The 26,487-nt window shown below is 57.9% G+C and carries 26 protein-coding genes; 10 read left to right on the top strand and 16 right to left on the bottom strand.

Going from position 1 to position 26,487, the window contains the following annotated elements; all coding sequences use genetic code 11:
• Positions 1 to 104 precede the first annotated feature (104 nt).
• Entirely contained in the window at positions 105 to 878 is a 774-nt protein-coding gene (locus B7Y89_RS03460) for an alpha/beta hydrolase (protein ID WP_292935773.1), read from the top strand.
• 134 nt (positions 879 to 1,012) lie between these two features.
• Positions 1,013 to 2,317, top strand: a complete 1,305-nt coding sequence (locus tag B7Y89_RS03455) for an FAD-dependent oxidoreductase (protein ID WP_292935771.1) — start codon at positions 1,013 to 1,015, stop codon at positions 2,315 to 2,317.
• On the opposite strand, the gene B7Y89_RS03450 is transcribed toward B7Y89_RS03455, so the two are convergent.
• The 5 genes from B7Y89_RS03450 to B7Y89_RS03430 all read right to left on the bottom strand — a co-directional run bounded on the left by B7Y89_RS03450 (position 2,314) and on the right by B7Y89_RS03430 (position 7,873).
• Complete coding sequence (locus B7Y89_RS03450) at positions 2,314 to 3,750, bottom strand: globin-coupled sensor protein (RefSeq protein ID WP_292935770.1); 1,437 nt, start codon at positions 3,748 to 3,750, stop codon at positions 2,314 to 2,316. The two genes, B7Y89_RS03455 and B7Y89_RS03450, sit on opposite strands and share 4 nt — an antisense overlap.
• 211 nt (positions 3,751 to 3,961) lie before the next feature.
• Positions 3,962 to 5,089: a DNA polymerase III subunit beta gene (gene dnaN / locus B7Y89_RS03445; protein ID WP_292935768.1), complete on the bottom strand. Its 1,128-nt coding sequence runs from the start codon at positions 5,087 to 5,089 to the stop codon at positions 3,962 to 3,964.
• A 209-nt stretch (positions 5,090 to 5,298) separates the two neighbouring features.
• Complete coding sequence (fabG, locus tag B7Y89_RS03440) at positions 5,299 to 6,063, bottom strand: 3-oxoacyl-[acyl-carrier-protein] reductase (protein ID WP_292935766.1); 765 nt, start codon at positions 6,061 to 6,063, stop codon at positions 5,299 to 5,301.
• A gap of 5 nt (positions 6,064 to 6,068) precedes the next feature.
• Positions 6,069 to 7,004 (bottom strand): ACP S-malonyltransferase, encoded by a 936-nt coding sequence (fabD, locus tag B7Y89_RS03435; RefSeq protein ID WP_292935764.1) that lies wholly within the window; start codon positions 7,002 to 7,004, stop codon positions 6,069 to 6,071.
• A 47-nt stretch (positions 7,005 to 7,051) separates the two neighbouring features.
• Complete coding sequence (locus tag B7Y89_RS03430; RefSeq protein ID WP_292935762.1) at positions 7,052 to 7,873, bottom strand: LD-carboxypeptidase; 822 nt, start codon at positions 7,871 to 7,873, stop codon at positions 7,052 to 7,054.
• Between the two features lie 87 nt (positions 7,874 to 7,960).
• On the opposite strand from B7Y89_RS03430, the gene B7Y89_RS03425 reads away from it, so the two are divergent.
• From B7Y89_RS03425 to B7Y89_RS03415, 3 genes are all read left to right on the top strand, one after another.
• Positions 7,961 to 9,397: a Mur ligase family protein gene (locus B7Y89_RS03425; RefSeq protein WP_292935760.1), complete on the top strand. Its 1,437-nt coding sequence runs from the start codon at positions 7,961 to 7,963 to the stop codon at positions 9,395 to 9,397.
• A 103-nt stretch (positions 9,398 to 9,500) separates the two neighbouring features.
• Complete coding sequence (locus B7Y89_RS03420; RefSeq protein WP_292935758.1) at positions 9,501 to 11,240, top strand: HAMP domain-containing methyl-accepting chemotaxis protein; 1,740 nt, start codon at positions 9,501 to 9,503, stop codon at positions 11,238 to 11,240.
• Positions 11,241 to 11,322: 82 nt separating this feature from the next.
• Positions 11,323 to 11,691, top strand: coding sequence for a PilZ domain-containing protein (locus B7Y89_RS03415; RefSeq protein WP_292935756.1), 369 nt, complete (start codon positions 11,323 to 11,325; stop codon positions 11,689 to 11,691).
• 13 nt (positions 11,692 to 11,704) lie between these two features.
• Here B7Y89_RS03415 and B7Y89_RS03410 read toward each other — a convergent pair whose 3' ends face one another.
• Together B7Y89_RS03410 and B7Y89_RS03405 are read right to left on the bottom strand one after the other, a co-directional pair.
• Positions 11,705 to 12,646, bottom strand: a complete 942-nt coding sequence (locus B7Y89_RS03410; RefSeq protein ID WP_292935754.1) for a DUF808 domain-containing protein — start codon at positions 12,644 to 12,646, stop codon at positions 11,705 to 11,707.
• Between the two features lie 92 nt (positions 12,647 to 12,738).
• Complete coding sequence (locus B7Y89_RS03405) at positions 12,739 to 14,907, bottom strand: EAL domain-containing protein (protein ID WP_292935752.1); 2,169 nt, start codon at positions 14,905 to 14,907, stop codon at positions 12,739 to 12,741.
• A 127-nt stretch (positions 14,908 to 15,034) separates the two neighbouring features.
• Between B7Y89_RS03405 and B7Y89_RS03400 the strand changes: the two genes are divergently transcribed.
• The 5 genes from B7Y89_RS03400 to B7Y89_RS03380 all read left to right on the top strand — a co-directional run bounded on the left by B7Y89_RS03400 (position 15,035) and on the right by B7Y89_RS03380 (position 19,165).
• The gene (locus tag B7Y89_RS03400; RefSeq protein ID WP_292935750.1) at positions 15,035 to 16,264 is read left to right on the top strand and encodes an acyltransferase family protein; all 1,230 of its coding nucleotides are present in this window, start codon (positions 15,035 to 15,037) and stop codon (positions 16,262 to 16,264) included.
• 157 nt (positions 16,265 to 16,421) lie between these two features.
• Entirely contained in the window at positions 16,422 to 16,784 is a 363-nt protein-coding gene (gene rpsF, locus B7Y89_RS03395; protein ID WP_292935748.1) for a 30S ribosomal protein S6, read from the top strand.
• 3 nt (positions 16,785 to 16,787) lie between these two features.
• Positions 16,788 to 17,012, top strand: a complete 225-nt coding sequence (gene rpsR / locus B7Y89_RS03390) for a 30S ribosomal protein S18 (protein ID WP_292935746.1) — start codon at positions 16,788 to 16,790, stop codon at positions 17,010 to 17,012.
• A 12-nt stretch (positions 17,013 to 17,024) separates the two neighbouring features.
• Positions 17,025 to 17,624 carry a 50S ribosomal protein L9 gene (gene rplI, locus B7Y89_RS03385; protein WP_292935744.1) on the top strand — a complete coding sequence of 200 codons (600 nt, stop codon included), beginning with the start codon at positions 17,025 to 17,027 and terminating at the stop codon, positions 17,622 to 17,624.
• 104 nt (positions 17,625 to 17,728) lie between these two features.
• Complete coding sequence (locus B7Y89_RS03380) at positions 17,729 to 19,165, top strand: AMP nucleosidase (RefSeq protein WP_292935742.1); 1,437 nt, start codon at positions 17,729 to 17,731, stop codon at positions 19,163 to 19,165.
• Positions 19,166 to 19,269: 104 nt separating this feature from the next.
• Here B7Y89_RS03380 and B7Y89_RS03375 read toward each other — a convergent pair whose 3' ends face one another.
• The 9 genes from B7Y89_RS03375 to B7Y89_RS03335 form a co-directional block, all read right to left on the bottom strand.
• The gene (locus B7Y89_RS03375; protein ID WP_292935740.1) at positions 19,270 to 19,758 is read right to left on the bottom strand and encodes a YbjN domain-containing protein; all 489 of its coding nucleotides are present in this window, start codon (positions 19,756 to 19,758) and stop codon (positions 19,270 to 19,272) included.
• A gap of 99 nt (positions 19,759 to 19,857) precedes the next feature.
• Positions 19,858 to 20,613: an alpha/beta fold hydrolase gene (locus tag B7Y89_RS03370; RefSeq protein ID WP_292935738.1), complete on the bottom strand. Its 756-nt coding sequence runs from the start codon at positions 20,611 to 20,613 to the stop codon at positions 19,858 to 19,860.
• 7 nt (positions 20,614 to 20,620) lie between these two features.
• Positions 20,621 to 21,652, bottom strand: a complete 1,032-nt coding sequence (locus B7Y89_RS03365; RefSeq protein WP_292935736.1) for an aspartate-semialdehyde dehydrogenase — start codon at positions 21,650 to 21,652, stop codon at positions 20,621 to 20,623.
• A gap of 249 nt (positions 21,653 to 21,901) precedes the next feature.
• Positions 21,902 to 24,163 carry a S9 family peptidase gene (locus tag B7Y89_RS03360; RefSeq protein ID WP_292935734.1) on the bottom strand — a complete coding sequence of 754 codons (2,262 nt, stop codon included), beginning with the start codon at positions 24,161 to 24,163 and terminating at the stop codon, positions 21,902 to 21,904.
• A 167-nt stretch (positions 24,164 to 24,330) separates the two neighbouring features.
• Positions 24,331 to 24,708: a 50S ribosomal protein L19 gene (gene rplS, locus B7Y89_RS03355; RefSeq protein WP_231469780.1), complete on the bottom strand. Its 378-nt coding sequence runs from the start codon at positions 24,706 to 24,708 to the stop codon at positions 24,331 to 24,333.
• A gap of 41 nt (positions 24,709 to 24,749) precedes the next feature.
• Entirely contained in the window at positions 24,750 to 25,481 is a 732-nt protein-coding gene (gene trmD / locus B7Y89_RS03350) for a tRNA (guanosine(37)-N1)-methyltransferase TrmD (RefSeq protein ID WP_292935732.1), read from the bottom strand.
• Entirely contained in the window at positions 25,478 to 25,831 is a 354-nt protein-coding gene (locus B7Y89_RS03345; protein ID WP_292935730.1) for a hypothetical protein, read from the bottom strand. The genes trmD and B7Y89_RS03345 overlap by 4 nt, the downstream gene beginning before the upstream one ends.
• Positions 25,828 to 26,205, bottom strand: a complete 378-nt coding sequence (locus B7Y89_RS03340; RefSeq protein WP_292935728.1) for a type II toxin-antitoxin system VapC family toxin — start codon at positions 26,203 to 26,205, stop codon at positions 25,828 to 25,830. The genes B7Y89_RS03345 and B7Y89_RS03340 overlap by 4 nt, the downstream gene beginning before the upstream one ends.
• Positions 26,202 to 26,471 carry a hypothetical protein gene (locus B7Y89_RS03335; protein WP_292935727.1) on the bottom strand — a complete coding sequence of 90 codons (270 nt, stop codon included), beginning with the start codon at positions 26,469 to 26,471 and terminating at the stop codon, positions 26,202 to 26,204. The genes B7Y89_RS03340 and B7Y89_RS03335 overlap by 4 nt, the downstream gene beginning before the upstream one ends.
• Positions 26,472 to 26,487 lie beyond the last annotated feature (16 nt).

The following is a 26,487-nucleotide window of genomic DNA, read 5'->3' as shown; positions in this document are numbered from 1 at the left end:
GGTTAAGCCAGACCACAATCGAATGCTTTTGCTGCGATTGCGAAGGTGATAGGCACCGCGCCAAGACATGCGAGGGTAAAGTGGCCAAAACAGCACAAGTATCAATGATAGGGGTTGCCGGACGCCGTCTGCGCGTTGCCCGGTGGCATGTCGGTGCCACTGATCATCCGCCGCTGCTAATGCTTAACGGTATTGGTCTAAACCTTGAATTGCTTGGCCCGTTGGCGCGCGCCTTGCCCGAGCGTGAGGTTATTTGCTTTGATATGCCCGGTATTGGCAATTCGCCCGATCCCATCATTCCGTACACGATGTCGTGTATCGCATTGACCACGGCGGCGCTGCTGGACCGGTTGGATATCGAGCGGGCCGACTTGCTGGGAATCAGTTGGGGCGGCGCGTTGGCACAGCAATTTGCGTTCCAGCATCGGGCGCGTACGGGGAAAGTCGTGTTGGCCGCCACAACGGCCGGGGCGACGATGGTACCCGGAAACATGTCGATCTTGGCGCACATGGCCGATCCGCGTGAGTATACGGTTGAACGCACACTGCGCCGCAATCTGGCATCAATTTACAACGGTGGCGGGAATGAGCGCATCTCGCTGAACGCCGTGAAAGCCCCGTCACCGTTCGGTTTTTCCTACCAACTTGCCGCCATATCAACCTGGACGAGCCTCCCGTTTCTATCGCTGCTGTCAGTGCCGGTGATGATCATGGCCGATGAGCAGGACCAATTGGTGCCACCTGCCAACGCGCATTTCCTGCACAACGCCATTCCCGGCAGCAGGCTTGAGATGTTTGACGGTGGGGGACATCTGTTCATGCTTTCACAGCGGGACCTGTTTATCAGCAAGATGCGCGCGTTTCTCGACGAAGATTGAGCCTGTCGAACACCGCAGACTAGGGTCAGGGCCTGTTCGTAGGGTAACTCTTTGATGGCTCCAACGGTTTCTGCGCTTTCCTTTTGATCAGCTTGCGATAGCATCCTTTGTGGGACGGGAAGCATGGAGAAACTATGCGGCATATCGCGATCATCGGTTCGGGACCGGCGGGTTACTACACTGCCGAAGCTGCACAGAAGCAGTGGGGCGATGACGTCTGCGTCGATATTTTCGACATGTTACCAGTACCTTATGGACTGATCCGCTTTGGCGTTGCTCCCGATCACCAATCCATCAAGGGCGTGGCGCGCCGCTATGAACAAACCGCCCTGTCCCAGAACGTCCGCTTTGTTGGCAATGTCAAAGTCGGGCATGACGTATCGGTCGAGGAATTGCAGGGGCTCTATGATGCCGTCATCCTGGCAACCGGTGCGCCACGGGACCGGCAGTTGGGCATTCCCGGTGATCATTTGGGCAATGTCCATGGCAGCGCAGCGTTTGTGGGGTGGTACAATGGTCACCCCGAATTTGCAGCGCTCGACCCTGATCTTTCAGGCCAAACCGCTGTGGTCATCGGCATGGGCAATGTCGCGTTGGACGTGGCACGCATCCTTTCAAAGACACGTGAGGAATTTGCTGGAAGCGACATCGTTGGCCATGCACTTGAACGGTTGATGACATCGAAAATACGCCGCATCATTATTCTTGGCCGGCGCGGGCCGCATCAAATTATGATGACACCCAAGGAACTTGGCGAATTGGGCCACCTCTCGCGCGCAACTCCGTGGGTTGACCCCAAGGATCTGCCCGATCTTGCCGAGGACGCGCTGCTGGAACCCGGCATGCGCAAATCGGTGACACAACTGCGATCATTTGCCACAATCACGCGCAGCCACCACGCCGCCATGCCGCTGGAAATCGAGTTCGATTTCTTCGCCTCTCCGCGTGCCTTGCTGGGCACCGGCAAAGTTGAAGCGCTTGAGGTTGAGCGCACCAGAATTGAAACGGGCCGCGCCATTGGTACAGGTGAATTCTACCGTATCCCTGCAGACCTTGTGGTATCCTGCATTGGATATCAGACCACACCCATTGCCGGTGTACCATTTGATGAACGCGCTGGCCGCTTTGCCAATGACGAAGGCCGCATTCTGCGCGGGCTGTATTGCGTCGGTTGGGCGCGGCGCGGGCCGTCAGGGACCATCGGAACCAACCGCCCGGATGGCTTCGGGGTTATCGAAATGATCGCGCAGGATCTCACGTCTGGCGAGGGCAAACCGGGCGGTCGCGGCTTTGATGCCTTGGCCGCGACACGCAAATTGAACGTCGTCACATTTCAGGATTGGAAAAAGATCGAGGAGGCTGAATCCTCACGCGCCCGCGATGGCGCCCCGCGCGAGAAATTCGTCGACATTGCCGAGATGATCCACGCGCGGGGTTAGGCTGCGTGCCGGTAGCCTGCCGCCACCGCTTGTGTTTCAAGCCGGAAGTTTGACACGAGCGTCGACAACCGACTGGATTCATTGGCGAGACTGCGCGCAGCAGCCGTAGCTTCTTCAACCATCGCTGCGTTTTGCTGGGTCATCGTGTCCATTTCGCGCACGGTTTCGCGCACTTGGCCAATGTTGGTGGCTTGTTCGCTGGCCATGCGGGCGATGTTGCTGGCAAGTTCCGCCACATGGCCCACTTGTTCAACGATAACAGCGAATGTTTCGCCAGATTGGCCGACCAGGTTTACGCCGCGTTCAACCTGGCTGGAACTGGCGCTGATCAAGGTCTTGATGTCGCTTGCCGCATCGGCGGTACGCTGGGCCAAGGCCCGTACTTCGGTGGCGACGACGGCGAACCCGCGCCCGGCTTCACCGGCACGGGCAGCCTCAACCCCGGCATTGAGGGCCAGCAGGTTGGTCTGGAAGGCGATGCCATCGATGACCGAGATGATCTTGCCGATCTCTTGCGCCGAGCTGTGGATGTCTTTCATTGCGGCTACCGCTTCGCCGACTACTGCCCCGCCCTTCATCGCTTCGCCATGGGCCTGTTGCACTGAATCATGCATGTGGGCTGCGTCTTTTGCAGAATCGCGCACGTTGGATGCCAGTGTGGTCATCGCAGCCGATGCTTCTTCCAGGCTCGCCGCCTGCTGTTCGGTACGGCGCGCCAAATCATCAGAGGCTTGACGAATTTCCTTCGCGCCGATGCCCACAGCCGTCGACGTATCCGCGACGTCACCAAGGGCCTGCGATACTTGATGGCGCATACCGTCCAGACGCGCTTGAAGTTCGGCAAATGCGGCCGGCAATTCAGGAGCTTTGGTAGCAAAATCGCCCTCAGCCATCGCGCTCAAGGAAGCGCTGACTTCGTCAATCACGGCGATTCGGGCGCGTTCTTCAACTTTAAAGTAAGCCGAAATGGCGATTTCCATATCAAGCAGCGCCATCTTGACCAGCGAGCCGACGGAACGTGCTTTTTTCTTGGCGCCCATCATGCCCGCGGGGCCTGCGAACATACCGTTGATGACCTGATCAAGCATCATCGCGTAAGCGCCGATGTACCAGCCCGGCTCCAGGCCGATCCGCGCATGGACATTGCCGACCACTTCTGCGCTATCGAAGTAAGCGTTGTCGGCACGGCCGGCAAACATGCTGGCCCAATGCTGAACTTGCTCGTCCCGCGCATGAGTCATCATTTTGCGCGAGCCAAAGAAAGCAGCAGTTTCAGGCGTTGACGCAATCTGTTCGTAAAGCTTGTCGAGTGCGGCCGGGGCGTACTTGTCGAGCGCGCGCGCCAATCCTGAGAACCTCTCAAAATCAGCGGAGCTGATGTTGTAGAACTCAAGCTTCTTCGCGATATCCCGATTCTCAACCACTGGCGTCATACCCATTACTCCTGATCCGAAGAGAGTGATCCCTCCGCATCAGCCTAATGTGCCATGGTAATTTGAATCACAGGGTAACAATAGGTCCCGTAATAACCCACCGAAATACAACTGCAATGTTAACGGATTGGCAAGGCTATGTGCAGGTTGGAGCCCAATCTGTTCAGCCTGCACCGGGTCAACATGCGCGAAAGTTCAGGGTCAAGAGACACTAAACCCGCATAGGCATTAGTACGTATAGTGCAGCCGACTTATCGTCTTTGCGGATCAGCGTGGGTGCCCCTGCATCGGCAAGATGCAATTCCACCGTATCACCATCAATCTGGCTGAGAATGTCTTTGAGGTAATTGGCGTTAAAGCCGATTTCAAAACCGTCAGCCGAATAGTCGGCAGCGATTTCTTCGGCTGCGGTGCCGTTGTCCGGGCTGGTGACCGACAGCGTGACACGGTCTTTATCCAGCGCCATTTTCACAGCGCGGGTCTTTTCCGTAGCGATGGTAGCCACACGATCAACGCCTTCAAAGAAGGCGCGCGGATCAAGCCGGAGCAGCTTGTCGTTACCGGTGGGAATCACGCGGCTATAGTCAGGGAACGTGCCGTCAATCAGCTTGCTGGTGAGGACAACGCCGTTTTCCCCGCCAAGCGTAAAGCGCACTTTGCTGGCCGAAAGATCAAGCAGCACTGCGGTATCAAGCACTTCTTCGAGCAGCTTGCGCAATTCGCCAACGCATTTGCGCGGCACGATCACATCGGGCATGCCTTCAGCGCCTTCGGGGCGGGCAATGGTGAAGCGGGCCAGACGGTGGCCGTCAGTCGCCGCAGCTTTCAGCACGGGCTGTTGATCGTCCGAAACGTGGAGGAAGATACCGTTGAGGTAATAGCGCGTTTCTTCGGTTGAGATCGCAAAACGTGTGCGATCAATCAGTTCGGCCAAAGTGCGGGCTGGCACTTCAAAGCTGTGCGGCAGATCACCTTCAACGATCACAGGAAAATCATCACGCGGCAAGGTGGGCAGCTGGAAGCGGCTGCGGCCTGCCTTGACCACCATACGGTTGTCAGCTGTTTCAAGGCTTACTTGGCTGCCATCTGGCAACTTGCGGGCGATATCGAACAGCAAATGCGCCGATACGGTGATTGCGCCGGGCATTTCCACCGAAACAGCAGCCATTGATTCAATGATCTGCAAATCAAGGTCGGTTGCCATCAATCGCACCCGATTGCCGGGCAATGCTTCGATCAGCACATTCGACAGAATCGGAATGGTATTGCGGCGTTCAACCACCGACTGGACGTGGGACAAGCAGCGCAGCAACGTCGCGCGTTCAATCGTCGCCTTCATTTCGTCTCGATCCCCCCGGGTACGGGCAAAGCCCTTCCCCGTGCATTGACAGGGCTGGGGAATCACGTCCCCAGCGTACGGTTCGGACCATCTGTCTTAACGCGAGGGCGAGACGCGGCAAGCGCCAGTCCCGCCCATACCGCCTAAGCTGGGGATAAAACGCACCCATTCCGGGGATATCGGGGGCCAATACGCCTCACTGCCCCGGATCAGGACATCATAGCCATGCCGCCATTCACGTGCAGCGTCTGCCCGGTGACATAACCTGCTTCACGCGAGGCAAGGTAGGCGACGGCTGCGCCGATGTCTGATCCCTCGCCCATCCGGCCCATCGGGATGCGCGCGTTAAGCGCGTCCTTCTGCGCATCGGGCAGGATGTCGGTCATGGCAGTGCGGATAAAGCCGGGCGCGACGCAATTGACCGTCACATTGCGGGTGGCCAATTCCTGCCCCAAGGATTTCGACATGCCGACAAGCCCCGCCTTGGCGGCGGCATAGTTGATCTGTCCGGGATTGCCGGTGGCACCCACAACGCTAGTGATCGTGACGATGCGGCCAAACCGCGCCTTCATCATCGGCTTGGTCGCCGCGCGCATCAAGCGGAAGGCTGCTTCAAGGTTGACGCGGATCACCGCATCCCACTCTTCATCCTTCATCCGCATGGTCAGGTTGTCGCGCGTAATTCCGGCGTTGTTCACCAGAATATCCAGCTTGCCCAAAGTATCGAGTGCAGCAGGCACGAGATGCTCGACCTGCTCGGTATTCGACAAGTCACAGGTAATCTCGACGTGATCCTGATTGTAGGTTTCGTTCAACTCCTCGCGAAAGGCGCGAAGTTTTGCGGGGTTTGTCCCCGAAAGCGCCAACCGCGCACCCTGGCTGGCAAGCGCATGGCAGATCGCCGAACCAATACCCCCAGCGGCACCCGTGACCAGAGCAGTCATCCCGGTCAGGTCAAAAAGACGGTTTTCCATGGGTTTCAAAGCTCCTTCAGAATGTTTTCAATATCCGCCATGCCGATGACGCTTGTTACGGAAACGTCGCCGGCTGAACGGGTGATCATGGGGCCGAGGACTTTGCCGCCGAGTTCGATGAATTGTTCAACGCCTGCGGCCTTCATCGCGATTGCGCTTTCGCGCCAGCGCACGCGGCCGGTGACCTGTTCGACCAGCAAGCGCTTTACTTCGGCAGGATCGGTGACGATTGATGCGGTAACGTTCGCGAACAGAGCCACACGCAATGGTCCGGGCGGGGTTTTTTCAAAGGCTTCAGCCATGGCATCGGCGGCAGGTTGCATCAGCGGGCAATGGAAAGGCGCTGATACTGGCAGTAAAACGCCGCGCTTGATGCCGTGGTCCTTGACCATCGCCACGGCACGCTCAATCGCGGCCTTGTGGCCAGACAGCACGACTTGCGTCGGGTCATTGTCATTGGCGACTGTGCAAACTTCTCCTTCAGCCGCCGCTTCAGCCAGAGCAGTCGCCTTTTCGATATCGGCGCCCAGCAAAGCACACATCGCGCCGATACCGACAGGCACAGCAGCCTGCATCGATTGCCCGCGCAGCTTTAGCAGGCGCGCCGTGTCAGCAAGGCTGAATGCACCCGCTGCGCACAGGGCAGTATATTCACCAAGGCTGTGGCCTGCGACGAAATCGGCCTTGTCAGCAAGGCTGATGCCGCCTTCCTTTTCCAACACGCGCAAGACCGCGATGGCATTGGCCATGATCGCGGGCTGGGCATTTTCTGTAAGGGTGAGAGCGTCCTCCGGCCCGTCTTTCATAATCTGAAAGAGCTTTTGGCCAAGCGCCTCATCAACTTCCTCGAACACCTCGCGCGCAATTGCGCTGGCTTGCGCGAGTTCGACACCCATGCCGATCTTTTGGCTGCCCTGCCCCGGAAAAACGAACGCTCGCATCAGACCCTCCACATATTCGGCCTGTGGCCCTATGCCGCGTCCGCTGGTCAAGCAAGACCGAACGGCACGATCTTGTTATCAACGTCATGGCCAATGTCGGCATCGCCAAGATAGGAAATGCCGGTTCGCGCGCACCAGAAGCGCACCATATCTTCAACCGCGCAGCCAAAAGGGCGGTCATTTTCGGGGACGTCGCTTACCCGGCCCAGACGCAGGCCCGCGATACCCATGGACGCCAAATGGTTGGTAACGCTGAACAAAAGTCGGTCAACGGCATAGTCATATTCAGCAACTTCTTCGATCATCACCACATGACCGGCCAAATCGGGCAAAAGCGGGGTTCCGCACAGCATCGCCAGTGTCATCAGGTTGAACGCGACCGCCGGTGTCTGTCCATCGAGCGATGGCTCCAGCCCGCTTGTCGAACCGCCAAGCCATGCTAACGTGCGCCGCACCGCTGCATCGCCGCCGGCTCGGCGGATATCATTGGGCATGGGCGCGTGAACCTGCCGCCCGATCCGTGCGCGGTAGAGCAGTCCAAGCAGAGTGCCCGCATCAGAGTAACCAAGGAAGTGCTTGTCACTCGCGGCCGGACCGAGCAGCGCCAGTGCGTCCATCGCGATACGGTTTGCGCCATAGCCGCCGCGCACGAACCATACCGCATCGAACGCAGGATCATTGGCGCATTCAACAAAAGCGGACAAACGCTGCGCATCTGGCCCGGCAAAATGGCCTTCGCTGGCAAAGCATTGGTCGTGAAAAATAAGCTCTAATGACGGAAATTCCGCCGCCGCCAAAGCCGTGACGCGCGCTGCATCGCTGCGGCTGAACGGAGTCGAAGGAGCGCATATGGCGATACGTTTGGTCACCGCGCCATCCTAGACAGGTTCACGCGTCTGGTGAAACTGGAAATCTGGTGGTTGTCACCGAACGCGCAGACGAATACCCGATAGGTTATGACAAACCTTGCCGACCTGTCGCCCGAAAGTCTCTCTGCCCGTGAATGGTTCTTCTGCGGGATTGGTGGATCGGGCATGTTGCCGCTCGCGTTGATTTTGCGCGGCATGGGCGCGCGGGTGGCAGGGTCTGACCGTAGCCGCGATCAGGGACGCACCCCGGAAAAGTTTGCCTGGCTTGAAACGCTGGGCTTTACACTGTTCCCGCAAGATGGATCGGGCATAACGTCGGCGGGACAAGTGCTTGTCGCTTCAGCCGCAGTTGAGGACACCGTGCCCGAAGTGGTCCGCGCCACGGCCCTTGGCTGCGCAAGGATGAGCCGCGCCGAATTGCTGTCTGCACTGTTTAACGCCGCGCCTCATTCAATTGCAGTTGGCGGGACCAGCGGCAAATCGACGGTGACAGGTATGATCGGTTGGATTTTGACCGAAGCAGGCCGCGATCCGACGATCATGAACGGCGCGGTAATGAAGAACTTTGTCGCACCTGAAGCACCATTCGCCTCTGCCCGCGTGGGAACGGGCGGCATGTTCGTTTCCGAAGTGGATGAGAGTGATGGGTCTATAGCGCTGTATCGTCCCACCATCGCTGTGCTCAACAACGTCAGTCTTGATCATAAGAGTCTGGAGGAACTGCGCGAATTGTTTGGAAATTTCCTGGAATGCGCAGGCACCGCGGTGATCAACGCTGATGACGAGGAAAGCATGGCGCTGGTGGACCGTGCAGAGAGCGTTGTAACGTTTGGCTTGTCTGAAGATGCAATGATCAGCGTTACCGACGGGTCGATCAGCGATGGGGCAACCAATATCACCGCTGAATTGATCGACCGCCGCGATGGCACGACACACGCGCTGCGACTGCAAGTGCCTGGACGCCACAACCTTTCCAACGCATTGGCAGCCATTTCTGCTGCCAACGCTGCGGGCCTTGGCGTGGCCGAAGCCGTGGACCACATCGCCAGCTTCGCGGGGCTTGCCCGGCGCTTTGATATAGTCGGCACCACAGCTGGCGGGATTACCGTTATCGATGATTTCGGCCACAACCCCGAAAAGATCGCCGCGACGCTGGCCACATTGCGCGCGCATCCGGGACGAATCATCGCGTTCTTCCAGCCGCACGGATATGGCCCGTTGCGCCAAATGGGCGCCGAATTGGCCGAGGTCATGGCTGAGGGTCTTGGAACAAACGACTTAACGATTTTGTGCGATCCGGTTTATTTCGGTGGCACGGTTGATCGCTCCGTCGGGTCAGAGCGCATTGCTAGATTGATCGGAATACATGGCGGAAAAGCTGAGCATATTCCAGACCGCGCCGATTGCGCTGAACGAATTATCGCGCTTGCTCAAACAGATGATCGCATAGTTATTATGGGCGCGCGGGACGATACATTGTCGGCCTTTGCGCACGACATATTCAATCGCCTTCTGATATCGTAAATTTGGCGGTAATGCTGCATCTGCATTTGTATCAGGATGCGCTGCAATCGTTTTACATCGTCTTTTTGCTAAGGGCAGTCCCCTACGCAAAAGAGGACGTTCAATGCTGACCATCCGTGAGAAGACAACGCGCAGCGGTTTTGTGCTGACTGGCGTTGTCGCTGCTGTCATTCTCAGCGCCGGATTGGCGATGAACCATATCCGCATCGGCGGGTCGATCCATCAGCGTGAGGCGCTGATGAACGAATTTGTGGCAGATATCATGCCTCCGCCCGCTTTTGTCATAGAACCGATGCTGGAAGTGTCGGAACTTATGCGCAATCCCGGTTCTCTTGCGCAAAGCAAGCTGGCGCTGGCACGGCTTGAAAAGGTTTATCGGACGCGCGCGGCATATTGGGATGGAGGCAAGCTTGATGAAGACCTTAAAGCTGCGAGAGAGGGTGATGCCGGGCTGAAAGCTGAAGCATTCTGGACCGAGGTCAATCAATCGCTGATCCCGGCGCTTGAGCAAGGCGACACTGCACGGGCCGAGGCTAGCTATTTGAACGCGCGTGAACAGTTTGATGCGCATCGCAAATCGATTGAAGGCCTGACAATGAATGCGACCGCGCGGGTTGCAACCGTTGCGCAAGATGCAGGCCAAGTGGTGACTTGGGCGATGGGACTGATCGCGCTGCTCGGCCTCATGGCGATTGGCCTGATGATCATGGCTATTCGCGCCTTGTTCCGCACGGCTTTTGATCCGCTGCAAGCTGTTGCCACCACCATGAACGGAATGGCGACAGGCGATCTTGATGTGAATGAATGTCACGAACACCGGCACGATGAAATCGGCGAGATTACCCGCGCGATCGAAGTGTTCCGTGAAGGGGCGCGTGCCCGCCAGGTTAGCGCAGCGCAGCAGGCCGAAGTCGTGTCCATCATGGCGCAGGCATTGGGCAAACTGGCGGCAGGCGATCTTGCATACCGCATGAATAATGCACTGCCGCAGGACTATGCGGCGTTGCAAACGGCGTTCAACCAAACGCTTGAGCAGCTTGACCGCACGATTGGCCAAGTGAAGCTGGCAAGCGTTCAAGTGAGCACAGGCGCAAGCGAAATTCGCAGCGCATCGGACAATCTTGCCCAACGCAATGCGCGCCAGGCGGCCAGCCTTGAAGAATCTTCAGCGTCGATGAATCACGTGACCGCATTGGTCAAAGGCACGTCTCAGCGTACCGATGAAGCGCGCGCGGCGATTGCTGCGGCACATAACGAAGCCAATGACGGCCGCGCGGTGATCGACACGGCGATTGAAGCGATGGACGGAATCCAGCATTCGTCTGGGCAAATTACCGCAATTATCGATATGATTGAAGGCATAGCATTCCAGACCAACTTGCTTGCATTGAACGCAGGGATTGAAGCTGCGCGTGCAGGCGAAGCTGGCCGAGGCTTTGCCGTGGTTGCCACAGAAGTGCGCGCACTGGCGCAGCGATCATCGGAATCAGCGTCCAGCATCAAGGATTTGATCCGGACGAGCGGAATACAAGTGGGGTCAGGCGTGGAACGCGTCGGGCAAACCGGTGTTTTGCTCGAACAAATCTCGGGCAGCGTGCAGTCTGCCAATGATATGCTGGATGAAGTCACGCGCGCGGCCATCGATCAGGCCGCCAGCCTGGAACAGATTACCGCAGCTGTCCGCGAAATGGACGTGATGACCCAGCAGAACGCTGCCATGGTCGAGGAAAGCACAGCGGCAGCGCGGGCTTTGGCGACCGAGGCTACGGCGCTGTCTTCGCTGGTCGATGGATTCCGCACAACCGGACAGGATGATCGTATCGCACTTCGCTACGCAGCCTGACTTAAAAGTGTCCCTTACCCTGAAAAGCCACGCTCTCCAACCGTCCTAATTGATGTAGTTAACGTAGGGCGGAGAATTGGCGATGTGGCGTGAAACCGATTTTGACAATATGCACGCCGATCGCCGCGCCCCGCGTGTTGGAATTGAACTTCCCGTGCGCTGCAAGCATGGCACGGAACGGTCAACGGTTATCCTTAAGGATCTTAACCAGTACGGCGCGCGGATCGAAGGGCTTGAAAAGTTGCGCATCGACGAAGCGATCCAGCTGATGTTGCCCGGCCTTCGTCCAAAGACCGCATTCGTCATCTGGTCACGCGACCGGTCAAGCGGGCTTGAGTTTGAACACCCCTTGCATGACGCCGTGTTCGAGAGCCTCGTCAGCGACTTTGCTATCAGGCACTACCGTGAAGGCCATGTGCCAAAGATCGCGGCCATGCGACGCGCTGCCTGAATTAGCACCTGCCTTAGTGCTTGCCGCGCGCCTTGGCCACTACATGCACACCGGCGGCTACAATTGTGCCAAGGACCAGCCCGACCAGCGCTGACAGTACCGCATATGTCAGCCAACCCAGCACGCCGCCAAACGGGCCTGTGGACGTTTCAACTGCATATTGGGCGACGTGGGCGATATCAGCTGGGGTAGGAAAGCCAAGTTCTTCAAGCCCGTGCAAGATGATGCCGCCGCCGACCCACAGCATGGCAGCGGTGCCCACGGTGGCTAGGACTGTCAGGAGTATGGGCATGGCGCGCAGCAAAAGGCGGCCAGTCGCTTTGGCGATGGACGAGGCCTTGGTCGACAAGTGTAGGCCGATGTCGTCCATTTTTACGATCAGCCCGACTGTGCCATAAACGGCCACAGTGATGGCAATACCGACAACGGCAAGGATGATGCCCTGTTGCACCAGTCCTTCCGTTGATACTTCGGCCAGCGCGATGGCCATAATTTCAGCCGACAGGATCAAGTCCGTCCTGATAGCGCCCGAAACACGTTCATTTTCAAAGGCGACGACGTCTGTCGGTTCGTCCTCCAGAGTTTCGCCGATCTTTTCAGCGCCAAACTTCTCGATGAGCTTTTCAGCGCCTTCAAAGCACAGGAAAAGCCCGCCCAGCATCAGCAGCGGCGTAATGGCCGAGGGCAAAAGCGCACTGAGAGCCAAGGCTGCCGGCAAAAGGATAACCAGCTTGTTAAACAGGCTGCCCCGGGCAATCCGCAGGATCACCGGCAATTCGCGGTCGGGCGTAAAATTGGTGACGTAGGATGGTGTTACGGCGGCGTCATCAATCACGACGCCAGCAGCCTTCGATCCCGCCTTGGCAGCGGCCACACTGACATCATCAAGCGAGGATGCAGCAGCGCGGGCGATAACGGAAATGTCGTCGAGCAGGGCGACTAGACCGGTTGGCATGGGAGAGGCTTATCCTTTGAGGCGGCGACAATGGCAGCAGATGTGCGGGAACGCCCGAACAAGCGCAAGGGTCCGCCTGTCCAAAAATTTGCCTAACCGTGATCGCGTGAGCCGCGAACGGCAACTTCCATAAATTGCTGCCGACCCTTTGGTGCCGAGGCTGCAGCAGCAGTTGCCGCCGCCAACATTAATGGCGACAAACGGTGCCGAGTACACAGTCCGCCTGATCCATCGCTGGTCAGCGGTGTTTCAAATTCAACGCCAATCACCGGGCCTTTGGAACGGGTTACGACTGATACGGCCAGTTGCCCGCCACCCAGATCGACCACAAGTTTGGTTCCAACCGGCACTCCCAACAGTCCGTCAATCCGCGCGCCAACCCGCGACAAGTCGCGCATGACAGCCTCATAACGGTGATCATCGTGGATTACGCCAACCCGCCTGAACACCGCACGTCGTTCGATCCGGTGCCTTGACGGGCCGTTCGGTTCAATCTTCAGGTCACCCGATGCCATGCGATGGTTGACTTCATCAATCGGCATGGCGTTTGCAAAAATGTGCCCTTGCACCATTTTTCCACCGCGTTGGCGCACGACTTCCAGTTGATCGAACGCCTCGACGCCTTCAACCGTTGTTTCCATGCCCAAGGCATCGGCAAGACCTATGATGGCTGAAATGATCTTCGCGCTGTTTTGGTCGTCCGACGCACACGTGGCAACAAAACTGCGGTCAACCTTGAGCTTATCGAACGGAGCTGACTGCAAGTAGCGCAGTGACGAATAGCCCCTGCCGAAATCATCCAAAGCCAGCCGTACGCCCAGTCCTTTCAGCGCCGCAAAGACCTCATCGACCATCTCCTTGTCGCGCATGAACACATTTTCGGTCAATTCCAGCTCAAGCCGCCGGGGTTCAAGGCCGCTTGCCTCAAGCGCTTCTTTGACCGTGGCGATGAAACCGGGATTTGCGAATTGCACTGTGGAAATGTTAACGCCCAAACGCACAGATTCGGGCCATTGCACTGCGTCTTTGCACGCTTGGCGCAAAGCCCAATCGCCTAATTGCACGATGAAATTGCTTTCCTCGGCAATCGGGATGAAAACCGCTGGCGGAATTTCCCCGCGCTCGGGATGGTTCCAGCGCATCAGCGCCTCAAACCCGACGACTGTGTTGTCATCGATCCGCACAACCGGTTGGTAATGCAGTTCAAGCTCTTCGCGCGCCAAAGCCTCACGCAGATCGTGGTTGAGCGCGGTGCGTTCGAATGCCTCATCCTGCAGTTCTGATGTAAAGAACCGGAACTGGCCGCGCCCACCATTTTTAGCGGCATAAAGCGCAAGGTCGGCAGAAGCGACAAGGGCTTCGCGGGTATCGCCGTCGTGCGGTGCCACTGCAATACCTAGCGATGCACCAATGACCGCACGTTTGCCCTCAATCGCATAAGGCTGTGACACCATCTGAATAATTTTGGCGGCAAGTTCGCCCATTTGCCCGCGATCATCAAAGTTGGGCAGGATGATCTGGAATTCATCGCCACCCAGCCGGCCAATCTCTCCGCGATCTCCCACCACGGTGCGCAACCGATCCGCAACCTGGCGAAGTAGTTCATCCCCCGCAGGGTGGCCCATTGTATCGTTCACCTGCTTGAACCGATCAAGATCAAGCATCATCAAGCCGCAGCATTGGCCGGTTGGCCGGAACGCAGCCAGGACAGCGTCCATCCGGCGGGTCATGCGATGACGGTTGAACAAGCCGGTGAGCGAATCAAACTCGGCCGCGCGCGAATCTTCACGTTTGCGCCGGTATTCGCTGGTTACATCCCGCGCGATGCCGCGATAACCGGCGAAAGTGCCATCCGGCAGGGAATGGGGCTGCCCCGACAGCGCCCACCACCGCACATCCTCGACTGAAGTGCCGGTAAAGCGGATGATAAGGTCGGAAATCCGGCTGTGGGCAGAAAGCTGGAACCTTAATGGACGGCCCGACCGTTCATCAGGATTTTCGGGATCCGTTTCGATCACCGATGTCAGCGATTTGCCAACAAGTGTCGCCGCGTCAACCGTGGCGCCGGGCGAAATATAGGACAGCCGACCCTCGCGATCGGTTGACCACAGCCAAGAAAAACCGGCCTGTTCGAATTCGTCCAGCACCGCTTGCCGCGCAACCGCGTCAGAATTGGCGAAAGGATCAGCCAAAGGCGCTGGTGCAGCGGCAGAAAGCTGTGCTTTCTCACCATTGCGTCCAAGCGATGGCGCGCGCGCCAAACCTTTGAATATTCCTCTTACTACCATTCAGATCAGGCCCGATAAGAAGCCATAAAGCTACGAAGATTTACCTAGTCAAGATTGGTTACTTTCGCCCTAACAGTGCAGGGCCGCAGGTGTTTCTGTAATGAAGCTCTCGCTTGGGCAACCAGAAATGGTTAGGGCGGCCATCATGGCCCAGCCTCCACCCTCGCCTCCAACCATGCCTGCTTCGACAACGGTCCAACGCTTGTATCATCTTGATGCAGCACGCGCTTTGCTGTTGCTACTAGGGTTGCCATTTCATGTCGCAACCAAAGCCATATTCGAAAGCGAGCCTCCCGCCATCGCTTTTCAGATATCGCAGGTCATTGGCGGCTATCTTTCCGTAACGCATGTGTTTCGCATGTTCGCATTCTTCATGCTGGCAGGATACTTTGCGGGCATGATGCGAGAGCGCAAGGGCGCGCGGGTCTGGTTGCACGAACGTGCCCGCAGGTTGGGCCTGCCTTTGGTGGCAAGCCTGGCCACCGTCGGAGTTATCCAGTTCCAGTTACAGGCTTTGGTGCTGCACAAGCCATCCCCGCGCTTTCTTGGCATGCCATTGGCGCTGGATCATCTGTGGTTCCTGATTGTGCTGCTTGGCTATTGCGTCTGCTATGCCGCAATCCCGATCCACCGCATCACAGCGGGCCCGCGCATCCAGCGCGCAATGCTGCTGTGCGGACCGGGCGCACTTGGCCTGATGCTGGCACTTGGCGGTTGGGGTATCGTACGGATTATCAGCGAATTGTGGGTCCCGCCCATTCCTGATGCCCCGTTCGAAACGCTGCTGTGGCAACAGTTCGTGTTCCATGCAGCGGGTTTTATTGTAGGTGTGCTGGCATGGCATGGACGCATTGGGGACCAAGTGTTTGCGCTGCGCCATTGGGTGATCTGGCCCGCTATTGCATTGCTGTTGCTGGTTTTAATCCCGCTTGACCCGTTGATCCGTCCAGCCTTGGGCATGGAAATCTATCCCGATGAAACCGGCCTGTGGATCATGCGGACAATTGAACTGCCGCTGGCTTATCTGATGTCCTTGGGCTCGTTCCGCATCTTGGCATTGCTGGTAAAAGGGCCGAGCCGCACGATCAGGTTCTTTGTCGATGGCGCCTTGGCAATTTACCTGTTTCATCTGGTCTGGGCGATGGTCATCCTGCCCCATATCCGCGCCACACCGCTTCTGCCTGAACTGCAATGGCTGCTTGCCACCGGGATTGTCCTGATGCTCTCATGCGCCAGCTATGTGGCCGTTCGCGCGACCAATATTACGTCCATCCTGTTTTGCGGGACTCCCGCAAAGCAGACCTTGCGACACAAGGGTAAAACGCCCTGATCTTGCGTTCGGCCACGCTATCGCTTGCAATCCCTCGCAAAGACGCTAAGGGCTACCGCTTCACCGGTAACCCGGCGATCATTCAAGAAAGCCGGAGGGGCCCCGCAATACCGCGGACAAGCCAGCGATCGGTTAAAATAGATAAGGACGCAACAGCATGCCGCTCTACGAGCATGTGTTTCTGGCGCGCCAAGACTTGAGCCAAGCTCAGGTTGACGTGCTTGCCGCCACCGCCACCGAAATCGTCGAAGCCAACAATGGCAAGGTCACGAAGACCGAAACCTGGGGCCTCCGTTCACTGGCATACAAGATCCAGAAGAATCGCAAGGCGCACTTCGTGCTGCTGAACATCGAATCTTCAGGCGCAGCCATCACCGAGCTTGAGCGTCAAACCTCGATCAACGAAGATGTGATCCGTTTCATGACCGTCCGCGTTGACGAACATGAAGCCGGCCCGTCAGTGATGATGCGCAAGAACGACCGCGAGCGCACACGTCGCCGCGAACGCGAAGGGGAATAAGAGATGGCTCGTCCGTTTTTCCGCCGCCGCAAGAGCTGCCCGTTTTCGGGCAAGGGCGCTCCAAAGATCGACTACAAGGACGTACGTCTGCTGCAGGGCTTCATGTCCGAGCGTGGCAAGATCGTCCCTAGCCGCATCACTGCCGTTTCGGCAAAGAAGCAGCGTGAGCTGAGCCAGGCGATCAAGCGCGCCCGGCAAATCGGCCTCCTGCCGTACATCGTTAAGTAAGGAGCGCAGACCATGCAGATCATCCTGCTCGAGCGCATCGAGAAGCTGGGCGCCATCGGCGACGAAGTAACCGTCAAGGACGGCTATGCCCGCAACTTCCTGCTGCCTAACAAAAAAGCGCTCCGCGCCAACGATGCCAACCGCAAGATTTTCGAATCAAACCGCGCCCGCATCGAAGCCGACAACGCTGCCCGCCGTGACGAAGCTACGACTGAGTCGAGCAACGTTGAAGGCAAGGAAGTCGTGCTTATCCGCGCTTCTTCGAACGCTGGCCAGCTTTACGGCTCGGTTTCGGTCCGTGACATTTCCGACGCACTGGTTGAACAGGGCGCCAAGGTAAACAAGGGCATGATCGTGCTGGAACGCCCGATCAAGACCATCGGCGTTTATAACGTCAAGGTCGCTTTGCACCCTGAAGTATCGGTTAACGTCAAGGTCAACGTCGCACGTTCGGCTGACGAAGCTGCTCTGCAAACTGCAGGCATCAACGTTATCGATGCTATGTTCGATACCGAAGTTGGTGGCTTTACCGAAGCTTACAACCCTAATGCTGAACCCGGTGAAATCCCGGCTGACCTTCTTGACGAAGGCGAAGAGGAAACGGAAGCTTAAGGCTTCCTACTCTTTCGGCAGCAAGATCAGGGGCGTCCTTCGGGGCGCCCTTTTTCGTTTCATGCTTCTTTGCAGTGCCATGAAGGCGCGCTACATGCATGATGATGGCTACAACTGAAACTATTATCGCGGAACTCATCGACCTTTACGATAACGCCGTTGCCAAGCTCCGTGACGATATCGCGATTTATGCAAATACCGGCACACCCCCGCCACTCAGCAGACGCAGCGATGGCTCCTACAGCTATCCCGAATTGCGAATCCGGCTTGATGATGATCCCCGCACGGAATCGATTGGCCGTGCATTTGGCCGACTGACGCAACGCGGCAATTATGCCTGCACAATCACCCGGCCTGCGCTGTTTGCAGATTACCTGACCGAGCAGATCGAACTGATCCGCTCATCCTATAACGTGCACATCGAAGTTATCCGATCACGGCAGGAAATCCCTTTTCCCTATGTTCTTGACGGGGCCTACGGCGCACAAATCGCTTTGGTAAGCCCACAGGAACTCGCAAAGCATTTCCCCGCAACCGACCTTGCCCACATCGGCGACGAAATTGCCGATGGCGAATTCAACGTCGGCGATGGCCCCTTCCCGCTATCCTTGTTCGATGGCCTGCGCACCGATTTCAGCCTTGCCCGACTTGCGCATTACACCGGCACCCGCTCCGAAGATTTTCAGCGGTATATCCTGTTCACAAACTATCACCGCTATGTCGATGAATTCGTCGATTGGGCCGCCCAGCAGATTGATGGCGAACGGTATGTAGCGCTAACCGGTGCTGGCGGGCTGAGCCTTGACGCACCCGTTGAAAACGCACGCGCACGCCTGTCTGACACGGCTTGGCGGCGGCACCAGATGCCTGCTTATCACCTTGTCGCACCGGATAAATCGGGCATCACGCTGGTCAATATTGGCGTTGGCCCGTCCAATGCCAAGACCATTTGCGATCACCTTGCCGTGCTGCGTCCCGAAGCGTGGCTGATGATCGGCCATTGCGGCGGCTTGCGCCCCACCCAAAAGATCGGCGATTACGTGCTTGCCCACGCTTATCTGCGCGATGACCATGTGCTCGATCCGGTGTTGCCGCCCGAAATTCCCATTCCGGCCATCGCCGAAGTGCAAGTCGCATTGCAGACTGCGGCTGAAATGGTCAGCGGAGCTGGCGGGATCGACCTTAAAAAGCGCATGCGGACCGGCACCATCGTCACCACCGATGATCGTAACTGGGAGTTGCGATACACGCACTCGGCCCGTCGCCTGTCGCTATCGCGCGCTGTCGGCATCGACATGGAGAGCGCTACGATTGCCGCTCAAGGTTATCGCTTCCGCGTGCCCTATGGCACTTTGCTATGCGTTTCGGACAAGCCTTTGCACGGTGAAATCAAGCTTCCGGGCCAAGCCAACCGCTTTTACGAAGAGGCCATTGCCGCCCACCTCGCCATCGGCACCACCGCCTGCGAGTTGCTCCGCCAGGAAGGCACCCGCCTCCACAGCCGCAAGCTGCGCGCCTTTAACGAGCCGCCTTTCAGGTAGCCCGACAAAAGGCCCACAAACAAAAAAGCAATCCGTCGCGGCTAGCCCCGCTCGGGATTGCTCAGTTTGCGTCCCGCCCGCTTGCGCGGGCTTGGCTCGAAAGTTTATTTGAACACTTCGGTGCCCAGTGTGTCCATCGCGCTACGGAACATGTCGACCGCGTTGGAAAACACTTCAAGATCAATGCCTTTTCCGGTCACGACATCCCAGGTCATCATTACTGACTGGTCTTTGTCGAGCGAAACCGAGGCAAAACGCGTATTGCGGTTGAACCGGACGGCATCATCGGCGGTAAACTTTTTCTCGGGCGTAAAATTGGCAACAAACTGCAATGACTGGCAGCCATCGTGCGTCTTTTCGTTGCATTCGTAAAACAGCAGCGCTGCTTGCCAGCCGCCAATATCGGTGTTGATCAGCGGATCGCCATTGGCATCCTTTGCCAATTCAGCCTTGTAGCCAAGATTCTGCAAGGCAACCGCAACGCCATCCGGCTTTATGGCAGATACCGTTGCAGCGCCAGACGTGGTGGCCCCAGCAACTGTGGGGGCCAATGCTGTTGCGGTGAGCGCAGCCAAGAGCCAGCGAAGTTTCATGTCATCCAGATCCCATCACAAGGCTCTTATCGGCCTTTGCGTTTGTTGACTGGAAGCTGACATGAACTTGCCCCCGCCGCAAGGGGGTGCGTCCACCTTTTATTGAGACAGAAACGTCCCGATTTCACGCCCCAGCGCTGGCGTAGTCACGCAACTCATGTGGGTTCCGGGGATTAACGCCAGTTGCGCATCGGGCAAAGTGTCGGCCAGCTTTTCCGCTGAACCATTGTCGTTATCCTGATCGCCGCACAATACCAGCGTCGGCATGGTAATAGCGCTGAGGCTGGCGGGGTCACTATCGGCCATCGTGCCCAGCAAGAGGCGCGCGGCATCCCGGTTTACGCCCATGGTCTTGAGGAACTGCTGCGAGAAATAGGCCGGATCATCGCGTGGGATCGTGCCGAAGCGGTCAATTACGTCGAGGAAGAAGTCCTGCCGCCGCGTCCATCCGGCAAGCCCTTCCAGCCCCATGCCGCTTAACACCAGACGACGAGGCTTCATCCCGCCCAGCACGGCGCGCGTCGCGGTGCGTGAGCCGAGCGAGAATCCGGCGAGGTCAAAATCGGTGAGCCGCAAATGTGCCACCAACGCTTCGGCATCGCGCACAAGCACGTCTTGCGGATAGGCGCGCGGATCAAGCGGAGCTTCGCTTTGCCCGTGTACCCGCAAATCGGGCATCAGGCATTCAAAGCCCAAGGCCGCCAATTGCGCGGCAGTGCCGAACTTGATCCAGTTGACCTCCGCTGATGAAAACAACCCGTGCAGAAGTACCACCGGCCTCCCCGCACCCATGCGATGCAACGCAAGCCGCGCATCGCCAAAGCCGGAAAAGAACTCGGTGGTAACGTCTGTCATGGCCGGATCAGCCCTTCTTCAGGTGGCGACGGCCAAGCAGTTCTGCGATCTGCACTGCGTTCAAAGCAGCGCCCTTGCGCAAGTTGTCCGAAACGCACCACAGCGACAAGCCGCTGTCCACGGTCGGGTCTTCGCGCACGCGGCTGACATAAGTCGCATCATCGCCGACGCATTCGATCGGCGTGATGTAGCCGCCGTTTTCACGCTTATCGATCAGCATGACGCCCGGCGCTTCACGCAGGATGTTCTGGGCTTCTTCGGCGCTGATTTCGTTTTCGAATTCAATGTTGATCGCTTCGGAATGGCCTACAAAAACCGGCACGCGCACGCAGGTGGCGCTGATCTTGATCTTGGGATCGAGGATCTTTTTGGTTTCAGCGATCATCTTCCACTCTTCCTTGGTCGATCCATCGTCCAGGAACAGGTCGATGTGCGGGATCACGTTGAACGCAATCTGCTTGGTGAACTTCTTGGGGTCGCCCAGTTCACCTTGCGGCATATAAATGGCGCGCGTCTGTTCAAACAGTTCGTCCATGCCTTCCTTGCCAGCACCTGAAACCGATTGGTACGTCGCCACAACAACGCGCTTGATCTTGGCGGCGTCGTGCAAAGGCTTCAGCGCCACGACCATCTGCGCGGTCGAGCAGTTGGGGTTGGCGATGATGTTCTTCTTGGTATAGCCGTCGATGGCGTCAGGGTTCACCTCTGGCACGATCAGCGGCACATCGGGGTCCATGCGATAGAGCGACGAATTGTCGATCACCACGCAACCAGCAGCAGCAGCGCGCGGGGCATGGATTTCGGTCGGTCCGGAACCTGCGGCAAACAGCGCAATGTCCCATCCGGTGAAATCGAAGTTTTCGATATTCTTCACCTTCAACCGGCGGCCGGTCTCGCCAAAATCAATCTCGGTGCCTTGCGAGCGCGGCGATGCCACTGCGGCGATTTCGTCCAACGGAAACTCGCGCTCGGCGAGGATGTTGAGCATTTCGCGGCCCACGTTCCCCGTCGCGCCAACAACTACAACCCGGTAACCCATGTCCATTCCCTTCAAGCGGCCCGCCGATCAAGCAGTCGGTCCGTTCCCTAGCGGCTGGTGCCGACCAGCCAAGTTAAAAACACTTTTGTGGTGCGCAACCAGACTTGCCCGAATGCGCCTCGTCACTTTCACCCACTTCCGTCATCCTGAACTCGTTTCAGGATCCATCTTGCAAGTCAGACCGATGCTCTCGGTTGAGAAATGGACCCTGAAACAAGTTCAGGGTGACGGTGTAAGGAAACTTCGTCTCTACTTCCCGCTGCCCGCGCCATTACGGTCAAGAAAGCGGAAAATCGTCTCGTACAAATGCTTGCTCACCTTCGGCCCGCTGATGCGATGCGTATAGCCGGGATAGAGCATCATTTCGAACGGCACGGATTCACCCTGCATCTTGGCGATAATGGCGCTGGCGTTTTCAAACACCACGTTATCATCGGCCATGCCGTGAATGATCAGCAAGGGATCGCTGATCTTGCCAGTCTCGGCCAGCGCGTTTGACTTTTCATACACTTGCGGCAACTTCACCGGATCACCCAGATAGCGCTCGGTATATGTCGTATCGTACATCTGCCACTTGGTCACCGGCGCCACGGCAATGCCAGCGGCATAAGCGCCGGGATTGGCCTGCAACATCTTGATCGTCATGTAACCGCCGTAGGACCAGCCGAATGTGCTGATCTTGTCCGCATTAACAAACGGCTGCTTCTTCAGCCAATTCGCGCCTGCCAACTGGTCCTCGACTTCGACCGACCCCATTGCATGATGCAGTGCCGAGGCGAATTTGACGCCCCGATTTTCCGACCCGCGATTGTCTATGGCAAAGTAGATATAGCCCTTGTCGACAATCGCCTGCGCCAGAGCGCCCTGAAAGCCCTTGGAGACGACTTGCGCTGATGGGCCGCCGTAGTGGTACGTGAACACCGGATAGGTCTTGCCGGCCTCCAGTAGCGGCGTGATCATCATGTAATGCAGCGGCGTGCCATCCGATGCCGGGATCGTGCCGAACTGCGCCGGACGATGGCTGCCAAGATAGGGCGCATAAGGATGCGCGCCCGACACCTTGTTCTCCTCAATCCATGCAAGACGCTTGCCGCTGGTATCGGCGATGAACGATTGGGCGGGCTGCGCATCGGATGATCGCGAAATCATCAACGTCTGCCCGCTCTTGTCCATCGACGCACCATTGACCCAGCCAAGCTCGGTCAGTCGCTTCAGCTTTGCCGGAGCCTTGAGGTCCATCGCATAGACCTGCTGCGCCAGCACATCGTCCTTGGTGCCGGTGAAATAGATTTTGCCGCCCGCCTCATCCACGCCGACCACACCGGTGACGGTCCAGTCGCCTTTGGTCAATTGCGACCACTTGCCGCCCTTGTAGTGATACAGGTGGCCAAAGCCATCGCGCTGCGACCACCACACAAGGCTACCGTCCTTGAGGAAGCGGTAACTGTCGGACAGGTCGATCCAGTGCCTCGCGGCTGCCTTCTCGCTGAACAGCACGGTCGACTTGCCGGTCGCAGGATCAACCTTGAGCATGTCGAGGACGGTTTGCTCGCGGTTCATCCGCTGCACGTAAAGTTCCTTGCCACCCGGCGCCCAATCGACGCGCGCCAGATAGATGTCCTTGTCCGCACCCAGATCGACCTGCACTTTGCCCGAACCATCAGGCGACATAACCCATAGCGAGACTTCAGCGTTGGGCGTGCCCGCAGCGGGATAGCGCTGATCGTAAGTCTTGGTGCCTTCTGCGCCGATGGCCGCGCGGGTAACTACGCCAACCATGCTCTCGTCAAAGCGCTCAACCGCGATGCGGCTTTCATCAGGCGACCACCAGAAGCCGTTGAAGCGCGCCATTTCTTCTTGTGCAACGAACTCAGCCTCGCCCCAATGGACGTTTGCGTTGGCTTCTTCGGGCGTGATCGCGACCGGCTCACCGCCAGCGACCTTGCTTGTCCACAAACGGCGGTCGCGCACAAAGGCGATATGCTCGCCCTTTGGTCCCAACTTGGGGTTCAGTTCGCCGCCCTTCGTGCCCTCGATCTTGCGCACCGAGCCATCAAGACCCGCCAGCAGCAGATCACCGTCCACCGGAACAAGTACCGACTTACCGTCAGCGGCCCATTCGTACGTCACGATGCCCTTCAGATCGCCGATCCGCTGGCGCTCCCGCTGCATCTTTTCGGCTTCAGACAGCGTGCGGCCGGACGACAGCTTGAGCGAATCGACCAGCATCGTCCATTCAGACGTCTGGCGGTCAAAGCCCCACAAATCATAGCGTTCGCGGTCATCGGCGCGGTTGCGCAGAAGCGTCAAGTAGCGGCCATCGGGCGAAAGCTTGACTGCACGCGGGGCCGGCCCGTTAAGGCTAGGGCTGGCAAACACGCGTTCAAAGGTCAGATCCTGGGCGGCGGCGGGGGCGGACGTGGTCATCGTTTGACCTTGTTGTGCATGGGCAAGCGGCGCGAATGCAATGGCAGACAGCGCGCAAGCGGCAAGCAGACGAAAATGACGCATAGGGTTCGGTATCCTCTGACCCCGCTTGAACGCAGGGCAAGTTTGTGATGCGCCTTGGTGGCCCGAAATGGTTGCGTTTGAAAGCATAAAAAGGCGCCCTGGCGGTGAGCCAGGACGCCTTTTCAAACACTTTCGTGTCGTGGCGTTGGGCTATTCGCCCGCCCTGCTCAGTCTGCGCTGACCTTGGTGACCTTGCGCTCGGCAATACGTGCCGATTTGCCGGTCCGGCCGCGAAGATAGTAAAGCTTCGCACGACGAACGACACCACGGCGGACCACGGTAATCGAATCGATGTTTGGTGAATACAGCGGGAATACGCGTTCCACGCCTTCGCCGAACGAGATCTTGCGAACGGTGAAGTTCGAGCCAAGGCCACGGTTCGAACGTGCGATGCACACGCCTTCGTAGTTCTGGACGCGGGTGCGCTCGCCTTCAACAACGCGCACGCCGATACGCACGGTATCACCCGCGCGGAACGATGGAATTTCCTTCTTCGCCTTGTATTCGGCGATAGCTTCAGCTTCAAGCTGCTGAATCAGGTTCATTTTTTTAAATCCTGCACTTCACGTTGCGCACCAGAGGCAGACTAGACCCGAGCGCCGATGTGACGCTCCCAAAGGTCCGGCCTGCGTAGCCGTGTATCGTCTTCCGAACGGCGTTGCCGCCACTCTGCGATTTTCGCGTGATCCCCTGATCGCAACACTTCAGGGATCACTCGCCCTTCCCACTCAGCGGGCCGGGTGTAATGAGGGTACTCAAGAAGACCGTTTTCAAACGACTCCTCATGTCCACTCAAGGCCGCGCCCATTACGCCGGGAAGCAGCCGAATGCAAGCATCAAGCAGCATCAGCGCAGCACATTCGCCGCCGGACAGGACGATATCGCCAACCGACACTTCCTCGACGTTGCGCCCCTCGAATATCCGCTCGTCAAACCCCTCAAACCGCCCGCACAGCAGGATCACGCCGGGGCCCGCCGCCAGTTCACGCACCCGCTGCTGCGTCAACGGCTTGCCGCGAGGGGTAAGCGCAATCACTGGCCGCGCCTTTTCGCCATTCGTGTCGAGCGCAGTCGAGACACCACTGTCCCGCGCATGATCCACCGCCTTGGCCAGCACATCCACACGCAAGACCATCCCCGCCCCGCCACCGGCAGGCGTATCATCCACTGTCCGGTGCTTGTCCGCCGCAAAATCGCGGATCTGCACCGCATCCATTGACCACTTCTCCTCACCCAGCGCCCGCCCCGCAAGGCTGACACCCAAAGGGCCGGGGAACATCTCGGGATAGAGCGTGAGGACGGTGGCAGCAAAGGTCATTTGAAGGTGTCCAAAGCCGCATTGCGGCGTAATTTTTTCTGCTTGGCCGCAACAAAACCGGCGATCACTCCTGTTGGAATGCTTACCAATGAAAGCACCAACCAAGCCATCGCCAACATGAACAGCCCACGCTGCGATGCGTCGCCATGAGTGTCGCTGAAGTCAAAGGCCAAGCTCATTAACCCCAGAACCACTGGAGCCAAAACTGGCACAACAAGGATACCTGCAATGATGAGCTTCATACGGCTCCAAACCGGCCTTTTGCGCGCCAACACCTGGACGATTGCCCATTGAATGGCGCCGATAATGACCAAGAGCACCAAAAGCATTGCAAAAGCCATCGCGGTCAAACCGTCCAGTTCTCAACCACCAACCCCGGCACGTCGGCAAAGTCGGCCTCATTGTTGGTCACAACCGTTGCCCCGATGCTCAGGGCATGGGCCGCCAGCAACCGATCGAACCGCGCCCGCTTGAACGGCAGCTTGGCGTATTCCCGCGCAGCGACCTCGTCGAACGGCAGGATCGGAACAACCGATACGAAATCTTCGATCACCTCCCAGTCAGGAGGATGCCCGAGGTTTTCGCCCATCACAATCTCGGCAAAGCTTACGGCCGAAATGCCCACCTCACCAGGCTCACAATCGCATAGGCGATCCCGGAGAGCCGGGCGGGTTCCAAGCATGGCGTAGATCGAGCAATCGGTATCGAGCAGATATGCGATCATCTATTCACGTCCGCCTCGCGGGCCGCAATGGTACTGGGGCGCTCGTCAAAATCACGCCGCTCAGGAACCTTCAAGCCCTTTGCCTTGCCCCAAAACTTGCTGACATCGATCTTGCGCTTGCCCGCAGGCTTTGCGCGAAATACCAGATCGCCATCAACCCACTCGACGCCCCACTCACGATCAGGCTCAATTCCCAATCCGGCAGGAACGCGGATGGCAACCGAGTTTCCTGACTTGAAGCTTTTGGCTGTGTATTCTTTGCCCATCGCGGCCTCCGTATAT

Source organism: Novosphingobium sp. 32-60-15, from assembly GCF_002280675.1.
Lineage (GTDB): Bacteria > Pseudomonadota > Alphaproteobacteria > Sphingomonadales > Sphingomonadaceae > Novosphingobium.
The sequence above is the reverse complement of the archived record's forward strand: the minus strand, read 5'-3'. Positions and strand labels throughout refer to the sequence as shown.

Coding starts and splice junctions, on each gene's coding strand:
- B7Y89_RS03450 (WP_292935770.1), bottom strand. CDS start 3,750: ATGACGCCAGTGGTTGAGAATCGGGATATCGCGAAGAAGCTTGAGTTC.
- trmD (WP_292935732.1), bottom strand. CDS start 25,481: ATGACCTTTGCTGCCACCGTCCTCACGCTCTATCCCGAGATGTTCCCC.
- B7Y89_RS03375 (WP_292935740.1), bottom strand. CDS start 19,758: ATGAAACTTCGCTGGCTCTTGGCTGCGCTCACCGCAACAGCATTGGCC.
- B7Y89_RS03400 (WP_292935750.1), top strand. CDS start 15,035: ATGAAGCTCTCGCTTGGGCAACCAGAAATGGTTAGGGCGGCCATCATG.
- B7Y89_RS03365 (WP_292935736.1), bottom strand. CDS start 21,652: ATGGGTTACCGGGTTGTAGTTGTTGGCGCGACGGGGAACGTGGGCCGC.
- fabG (WP_292935766.1), bottom strand. CDS start 6,063: ATGGAAAACCGTCTTTTTGACCTGACCGGGATGACTGCTCTGGTCACG.
- B7Y89_RS03420 (WP_292935758.1), top strand. CDS start 9,501: ATGCTGACCATCCGTGAGAAGACAACGCGCAGCGGTTTTGTGCTGACT.
- B7Y89_RS03340 (WP_292935728.1), bottom strand. CDS start 26,205: ATGATCGCATATCTGCTCGATACCGATTGCTCGATCTACGCCATGCTT.
- rplI (WP_292935744.1), top strand. CDS start 17,025: ATGCAGATCATCCTGCTCGAGCGCATCGAGAAGCTGGGCGCCATCGGC.
- rpsF (WP_292935748.1), top strand. CDS start 16,422: ATGCCGCTCTACGAGCATGTGTTTCTGGCGCGCCAAGACTTGAGCCAA.
- B7Y89_RS03415 (WP_292935756.1), top strand. CDS start 11,323: ATGTGGCGTGAAACCGATTTTGACAATATGCACGCCGATCGCCGCGCC.
- rplS (WP_231469780.1), bottom strand. CDS start 24,708: ATGAACCTGATTCAGCAGCTTGAAGCTGAAGCTATCGCCGAATACAAG.
- B7Y89_RS03335 (WP_292935727.1), bottom strand. CDS start 26,471: ATGGGCAAAGAATACACAGCCAAAAGCTTCAAGTCAGGAAACTCGGTT.
- B7Y89_RS03410 (WP_292935754.1), bottom strand. CDS start 12,646: ATGCCAACCGGTCTAGTCGCCCTGCTCGACGACATTTCCGTTATCGCC.
- fabD (WP_292935764.1), bottom strand. CDS start 7,004: ATGCGAGCGTTCGTTTTTCCGGGGCAGGGCAGCCAAAAGATCGGCATG.
- B7Y89_RS03360 (WP_292935734.1), bottom strand. CDS start 24,163: ATGCGTCATTTTCGTCTGCTTGCCGCTTGCGCGCTGTCTGCCATTGCA.
- B7Y89_RS03380 (WP_292935742.1), top strand. CDS start 17,729: ATGGCTACAACTGAAACTATTATCGCGGAACTCATCGACCTTTACGAT.
- B7Y89_RS03460 (WP_292935773.1), top strand. CDS start 105: ATGATAGGGGTTGCCGGACGCCGTCTGCGCGTTGCCCGGTGGCATGTC.
- B7Y89_RS03455 (WP_292935771.1), top strand. CDS start 1,013: ATGCGGCATATCGCGATCATCGGTTCGGGACCGGCGGGTTACTACACT.
- rpsR (WP_292935746.1), top strand. CDS start 16,788: ATGGCTCGTCCGTTTTTCCGCCGCCGCAAGAGCTGCCCGTTTTCGGGC.
- B7Y89_RS03370 (WP_292935738.1), bottom strand. CDS start 20,613: ATGACAGACGTTACCACCGAGTTCTTTTCCGGCTTTGGCGATGCGCGG.
- B7Y89_RS03425 (WP_292935760.1), top strand. CDS start 7,961: ATGACAAACCTTGCCGACCTGTCGCCCGAAAGTCTCTCTGCCCGTGAA.
- dnaN (WP_292935768.1), bottom strand. CDS start 5,089: ATGAAGGCGACGATTGAACGCGCGACGTTGCTGCGCTGCTTGTCCCAC.